This is a genomic window from Hyalangium ruber, from assembly GCF_034259325.1.
GTDB lineage: Bacteria > Myxococcota > Myxococcia > Myxococcales > Myxococcaceae > Hyalangium_A > Hyalangium_A rubrum.
Map to the genome: position 1 here is coordinate 810,005 of NZ_JAXIVS010000004.1, position 6,683 is coordinate 816,687.

5 protein-coding genes are annotated in these 6,683 nt (G+C 69.7%); 4 read left to right on the top strand and 1 reads right to left on the bottom strand.

What is annotated here, in order from left to right; genetic code table 11:
* Positions 1-15: 15 nt before the first annotated feature.
* Complete coding sequence (locus SYV04_RS15565; RefSeq protein ID WP_321546542.1) at positions 16-963, bottom strand: LysR family transcriptional regulator; 948 nt, start codon at positions 961-963, stop codon at positions 16-18.
* Between the two features lie 85 nt (positions 964-1,048).
* Here SYV04_RS15565 and SYV04_RS15570 point away from each other — a divergent pair, with 85 nt between their 5' ends.
* From SYV04_RS15570 to SYV04_RS43740, 4 genes are all read left to right on the top strand, one after another.
* Entirely contained in the window at positions 1,049-1,939 is an 891-nt protein-coding gene (locus tag SYV04_RS15570; protein ID WP_321546543.1) for an NmrA family NAD(P)-binding protein, read from the top strand.
* Positions 1,940-2,001: 62 nt separating this feature from the next.
* Positions 2,002-2,784 carry a hypothetical protein gene (locus tag SYV04_RS15575; RefSeq protein ID WP_321546544.1) on the top strand — a complete coding sequence of 261 codons (783 nt, stop codon included), beginning with the start codon at positions 2,002-2,004 and terminating at the stop codon, positions 2,782-2,784.
* Between the two features lie 102 nt (positions 2,785-2,886).
* The gene (locus tag SYV04_RS15580; protein ID WP_321546545.1) at positions 2,887-5,445 is read left to right on the top strand and encodes a M1 family metallopeptidase; all 2,559 of its coding nucleotides are present in this window, start codon (positions 2,887-2,889) and stop codon (positions 5,443-5,445) included.
* 517 nt (positions 5,446-5,962) lie between these two features.
* The gene (locus tag SYV04_RS43740) at positions 5,963-6,442 is read left to right on the top strand and encodes a DUF6968 family protein (RefSeq protein ID WP_422723942.1); all 480 of its coding nucleotides are present in this window, start codon (positions 5,963-5,965) and stop codon (positions 6,440-6,442) included.
* Positions 6,443-6,683: the final 241 nt, after the last annotated feature.

Consider the following 6,683-nt stretch of genomic DNA (forward strand, 5'->3'; position numbering starts at 1 on the left):
ACCTCCAAGGCCAGCTCAGGCGAGGCTGGCCGCGGCGCGCGCCACCATGCCTCGCAGCCACCGGTGCGCCGGGTCATCGTCGTACCGCTCGTGCCACACCTGGAAGGCGCTGAAGGCAGGCAGGGCCAGGGGGGGCTTGAGCACCTGGAGCGGCCAGGCGCTGGCGAATTTCTCCACCATCCGGCGCGGGGCGGTCAGCACCAGCTCCGAGCGGACGATGACCAGCGGCGCGGCGAGGAAGTAGGGCACGCGCAGGGCGATGCGCCTCGAGCGCCCGATCTTGGTCAGCTCCCGGTCGACCACGCCCTCGCCCTCGCCGCTGGTGCTGATCAACAGATGGGGCAGGCGCAAGTATTGCTCGAACTCCAGCCGGCGCTTCACCTCCGGGTGCTGCGCGCGGACGACACAGGCGAACTCCTCCTGGAAGAGGCGCTGCTGGCGCAAGGCAGGGGCCTCCCCCACGAAGGCGCCGATGATGAGATCCACCTCGCCGCTCTCCAGCCGCTCGGGGGTCCGCCGCTCGTCCACGGGCCGCAGGTCCAGGTCCACGCGCGGCGCCTCTCGGCCCAGCAACTCCAGCAGCGGAGGAAGGAGCACGAAGGCGAAGTAGTCGCGCGCGGCGATGCTGAATCGGTGTGCGGTGGTGCGCGGCTCGAAGACGGGCTCCTCGCGCAGGGCGCGCTGAAGCTCCAGCAGCCCCCGGCGAATAGGAGCGGCCAACTGCTGCGCGCGGGGCGTGAGCACCATGCCGCCGCGCCCCCGGATGAGCAGCGCGTCACCGAACACCTCTCGGAGCTGGCGCAGCGTGTGGCTCAGGGCGGATTGGGTGACGCCCAGGCGGGTGGCCGCCCGGGTGACACTTCCCTCGGTGAGCAGCGCGTCCAAGGCCACCAGGAGGTTCAGGTTGACGCTGGAGAGATCCACCGCGGGGACGGCTCCAGGCGTTTCATGAAGCTTGCTCATGAGCCCATGAATACCATGCGATTGTCTCATACGGCTCGCGCCTCCATTGTTAGCCCCGTTGCTGCAACCCACTTCGGAGGAAGCCATGAGCATCGTCATCAATACCCCCAACGGAAACATCGGCCGGTCGCTCGCGGAGAAGCTGCTCGCGGCGGGCAAGAAGCTCACCCTGATCAGCCGCAACCCGGACAAGGTGGCGGACCTGGCGAAGCGCGGGGCCCGCGTGGTGGAGGGCTCCATCGACGACAAGGCGGTGCTGGAGCGCGCGCTGGCCGGAGCAGAGGCGCTGTTCTGGCTCACGCCGCCCGCGGCCCGGCCGGACTACCACACGTGGGCCATCGGCGCGGCGCGCACGGCGGCCGAGGTGGTGAAGGCCCAGAAGGTGGCGCGGGTCGTCGTCCTCTCCAGCATCGGCGCGCAGAGCGGTCCGGGCACCGGCCCCGTGGGCGCGATGCGGGACGTGGAGGAAGCCTTCAAGGCCGCCACCCCGCATTTCACCAGTCTGCGGGCGGGCTTCTTCATGGAGAACCTGCTGCGCAACACGGACACCATCGCCAAGGCGGGGGCCATCTTCATGGCCATGACCGCGAACAAGCGTTTCCCGCTGGTGAGCACCTCGGACATCGGGGCGAAGGCCGCCGAGGTGCTGCTCGACCCGAAGTGGACGGGCCACCGCAACCTGGGTGTCCATGGCCCGGCGGATTTCACCCAACTCGAGGTGGCGGAGATCCTCTCCCAGGAGCTGGGTCGACCGGTCCGCTACAATGAGGTGACCGTGGAGCAGGCCCGCCAGGGCATGCTCGGAGCGGGCATGCCGGCCTTCCTGGTGGACATCTTCGCGGAGATGTACGCGGCCATCCCGTCCGGCCGCATGGACCCCGCCGAGCCCCGCAGCCCGGAGACCACCACGCCGACGACGCTGGCGCAGTTCGCCCGCGAGGTCATCAAGCCGGCGGTGGCGCGGGCGAGCGCGTAGCAGACGCTCCCGCCGGGGAGGAGCGGACGCGGGAGGCGGCTCTCGGGTACGCTCGGGGGCCCGTGCTCCCGCTCACGCTCCTGCTCCTGACCGCCGCCCCCGACGCGCCCACGCGCGTTCCCACCTCCGTGGTGCTCGCGCAGACGCGCACCGAGGACGCGCGGGCCCCGCTGGAGCGCGCGCGCAAGCTCGCCGAGGAGCTGCGGTACGAGGAGGCGGCGGTGGAATACCAGCGCTACCTCGGATTGGAAGGGCGCCCGGCCGCCGAGCGCGCCCAAGCCCTGCTGGAGCTGGGCTACATCCACCTGTTGCTGGAGGACGAGACGAACGCGGAGCTGCGCACCGCGGAGGCGCTGGAGCAGGACGCGTGGATCCGCGCTCCGGCCAACGCGCCACCCCAGCAGGTGGAGCTGCTGGAGCGGGTGCGCGCGCAGCTGGCGGCCCGACCGAAGCTGGCGGTGCTGCCACGCGAGGGGAACATCGAGCCCCGGCGGGTGCGCGCCTCCTTGAAGGACCCGCAGGGCAAAACGAGCGAGGTGCTGCTGCGCCACGCCACCGCTCCGGACGGCCCGTACCGCGCCGCGCGGATGGCGTGTGAAGGCGACACGTGCGAGGGCGAGCTGCCCACGCCGGGCAACACCACGGACTTCACGGCCTGGTACTTCGTGGAGGCGCTGGACGCGCAGGGCAACACGCTGGCGCGGGCGGCCACCCCGCGCGCCCCGCTGCAGCTGTCCGTCATCGAGCAGCGCGCCTGGTACGAGAGCCCGTGGGTGTACGCCGGGGGCGCGGCGGTGCTGGTGGGCGCGGCGGCGGTCTTCTTCGTGGCGTCCGACCCGGGCTGAGCCCCCGAGGCCCCCCGCGGCCCAGGGCCATCCGCCCACCGTCTGACAGCTCCCACAACGGACACGTACAACCCCTCGCGTCGCGGCTAGAGTCGCCGCCCTATGGCACACGCGACCGACGACAAGAACTTCCGCCTCTCCCGCGACGTCCTCCCCCGCCGCTATGTGTCCACGGTGACGCTCAACATGGACGAGCGCACCTTCTCCGGCTCGCAGACGATCGAGCTGGAGGTGGCCTCGCCCACGAACGAGATCATCCTCCACGGCATCTCGCTGCAGCTGAGCAAGGTGGCCTTCCGCGCGGGGAGCCAGCAGCGCACGCCGGTCTCCATCCAGCCCATGGCCCAGAGCGAGACGGTGGTGCTGCGCTTCGACGCGCCCCTGCCCACCGGCGCGGCGGCGCTGGATGTGGAGTGGACGGGCCTGTTCACGACGGGCCTGCGCGGCCTGTACCTGGCGGGCAAGGTGGCGGCCACCCAGTTCGAGGCGGCGGACGCGCGGCGCCTCTTCCCCTGCTTCGATGAGCCTGCCTTCAAGGCGCGCTGGGCCATCACGGTGCGCGTACCCACGCAGCCGGGGCTGGTGGCGCTGGGCAACGGCGCCATCGTCTCGGACACCACCGAGGGCAACCTGCGCACGGTGAAGTTCCAGGAGATGGACGTGCTCAGCTCGTACCTGATCGCCCTGGTGGTGGGCCCGCTGGTGGGCACGCCGGAGGAGCAGGTGAACGGGGTGCCAGTGCGCACGTGGGCGCTGCCGGAGAAGGCGCACCTGACGCGCTTCGGGCAGGACGCGGCGCTGGCGGCGCTGCCTCGGCTGCAGGAGTACTTCGGGCTGCCGTATGCGTACGGCAAGGTGGATCAGGTGGGCATCCCGGACTTCGAGGCGGGAGCCATGGAGAACGCGGGCCTCATCACCTACCGCGAGGTCGCGCTGCTGTTGGATCCGGCCACCGCCCCGCTGTCGGTGCAGAAGCGGGTGGCGGAGGTGGTGACGCACGAGCTGGCGCACCAGTGGTTCGGCAACTGGGTGACGATGGTGTGGTGGGACGACCTGTGGCTCAACGAGGCGTTCGCCACGTGGATGGCCTACAAGATTGTCGACAGCTGGCGGCCGGACTGGCGCGTGTGGCTGGACTTCGATGCGGGCAAGGCGGCGGCGCTGCACCTGGACGCGCTGAAGTCCACGCACCCCATCCGAGGCGAGGTGCGCAACGCGGGCGAGGCGGGCGAGAGCTTCGACCTCATCACCTATGAGAAGGGCGGCGCGGTGCTGCGGATGATCGAGGGCTTCCTCGGCGAGGGCCCGTTCCGCGAGGGCATTCGCCAGTACATGCGCACGCACGCGCGAGGCAACGCGGTGGCCGATGACCTGTGGGGAGCGCTGGGAGCGGCCTCCAAGCAACCGGTGGTGGAGCTGGCCAACGCGTGGATCGGCCAGAGCGGCTACCCGGTGCTGGCGGTGAAGCAGGAGGGCCGGCAGGTGACGCTGAGCCAGCGGCGCTTCTACTCGGAGCCGGGAGTGACGAGCGGTGAGCGCTGGCCGGTGCCGGTGGTGCTGCGCTTCGAGGACGGAGACGGGGTGCGCGAGCAGCGCTTCCTGCTGCGCGAGGAGCGGGCCACGGTGCTGCTGGAGGGCAGCGGCGAGGTGCGGTGGCTGTGCGCGAACGCGGGCTCCACGGGGTTCTACCGGGTGGCGTATGAGGGGACGGCGCTGGAGAAGCTGGCGTCGAACCTGAAGGCGCTGGCGCCCTCGGAGCGCATCGCGCTGCTGGCGGACCGGTGGGCGCTGATGCGCGCGGGGCAGGCCTCGGCGGCGGAGTTCCTGGACCTGGCCAGCCGCTTCGGGGGCGAGGAGGACGACGCGGTCCTGGAGGAGCTGGTGGGCCGGCTGGGGTACGTGGAGCTGCGGCTGGTGGAGGGAGAGCACCAGGAGCGCTTCCGCCGCTGGGTGGAGAAGCTGCTGGCGCCGGGGCTGACGAAGCTGGGCTGGGATTCGGCGGCGGGCGAGAACGACCGGGTGAAGCTGCGGCGCGCGGCGCTGGTGCGAGCGGTGGGCTCGCTGGCGCGCAGCGGGCAGACGGTGGCGGAGGCCCGGCCGCGGGTGATGAAGGTGCTCGGCGGGGACAAGGCGGCGCTGGAGCCGAACCTGCTGGACAGCGCGGTGTACATGGCGGCGCGGGCGGGAGACTCGGCGCTGTTCGACCTGCTGCTGGAGAAGATGAAGACGGATCCGGATCCGGCGACGCAGCGGCGCTACCTGACAGCGCTGGCCTCGTTCGAGGACCCGGCGCTCACGAAGCGGGGGCAGGAGCTGTTCTTCACGGATGCGGTGAAGATGCAGGACGTGACCATCTACCTGGGCTCGCTGCTGAACAACCGGACGGGGCGGGACGCGTGGTGGCAGGTGGTGCAGCAGCGCTGGAAGGACGTGGTGGCGCGCACGGGCGGAGCGCCCATGTTGCTGCGGCGGGTGGTGGAGGCGCTCGGCTCACTGCTGAACCGCAAGCAGCTCGAGGAGGCCAAGGCGCTGCTCCAGGCCCACCCGGTGACCGAGGCACAGCAGGCGATGGCGCAGACGCTGGAGCGGCTCAGCCAGGACGTGGAGCTGCGCGAGCGCGCGGGCCCGGACGTCGTCTCCTGGCTCAAGCGCCAGCCGTGATCCTTTTCAAGCGCGCACATGCTGGATGAACCCAAGCTGTGGGGGCCTGTGCTGATGACAGCGGTAGCTTGGGTTCTCTCAGGCTGCCAAGCCGTGAAAGCAGAGGCTCGACTCGAGAACATTGCGCTCGCCCACACAGAGCGGCCTCAGCTTCTGGCAGACCCAGGGCCCAGTGGCTGCCAGACGACTTACGATTGTTGCCTCAAACGGAACCCAACGACTCCAGAGGCATGTGGCGGAAGCCTCGCACCTCCCTCGGGAACACGGCCTCGGCAGCACCCAACCCCGCCTCTGCCACCCGGGACAGCAGAAGAGGTGAAACGCAAGCGACCTACGAATCTGAATCGCTGCCTCGACTCCTGTGCCGCAGGGGGGCAGGTGCTCATCGACTTCTGCAACGACATTGTCGCCCCTGAAGTACGCGCCGCTTGCTTCTCGAAGCTCAACGAAAGCGAGGAGAGCTGCCGGAACTTCTGCTTCAATTATTTCGGCGGTTGAGAGGCCCCACTTCATGTCCATGCACACAAGGCTTCCGCGCGGCACCGAGCCCTCCGGTCCCACCGTGGCGGAGCGTCGATTCGAACTCCCCGACTCTCCCGGCCGGCATGCCGTCATTCGGGTTCGGAAACCGACCCGGGACCCACGAACCGGTAACTACAGGTGCAGCGTGGAATGGATACGTCCCGAGGAGCGCGAGCTTTTCGAGCTATGGGGAATCGACTCGGCACAAGCACTCCAACTTGCCCTGCGCGCAGCCGGTGACCTGGTGAATGCCGCGGCGGAAAAGCTTCGCTGGGTCGGAGGCGAGGCAGGATACCTGGGATTCCCCAAGACCTATCCAGAGCACCTTCCCAAAGTGCTTCTCCAGAAGTTGGAGCGCTTGATCGATCGCGAGCTCTCCGCCCACACACAGAAGCTGGCAGCGGCGCACAAGCAGCACCAGCGCCAGCGCCCACCACCGCCAGCACGAACCAAGCGCCCCACCCGCGCCACATAGGAACGAGTTATCCACGTATTTTTGCTAAAACTGCTTTCCTCTTGCTGTGAGGAACGATCCCCTCTTGCTCAAGGAAGGCATCCATGCGCGCTGTTCATCGGAAGTGGTTCATCGGTAAGTCCTCGCCGAGCCCCGTCCCGACACGGAGCTGCCCCGTCCTTGGCCGCACGGAGGGAGAGGTGGTCAGCCCTGGGCCTTCGGCAGCGTGACGGTGCCCGGGTTCTCGATGGCAGCGAGCGCA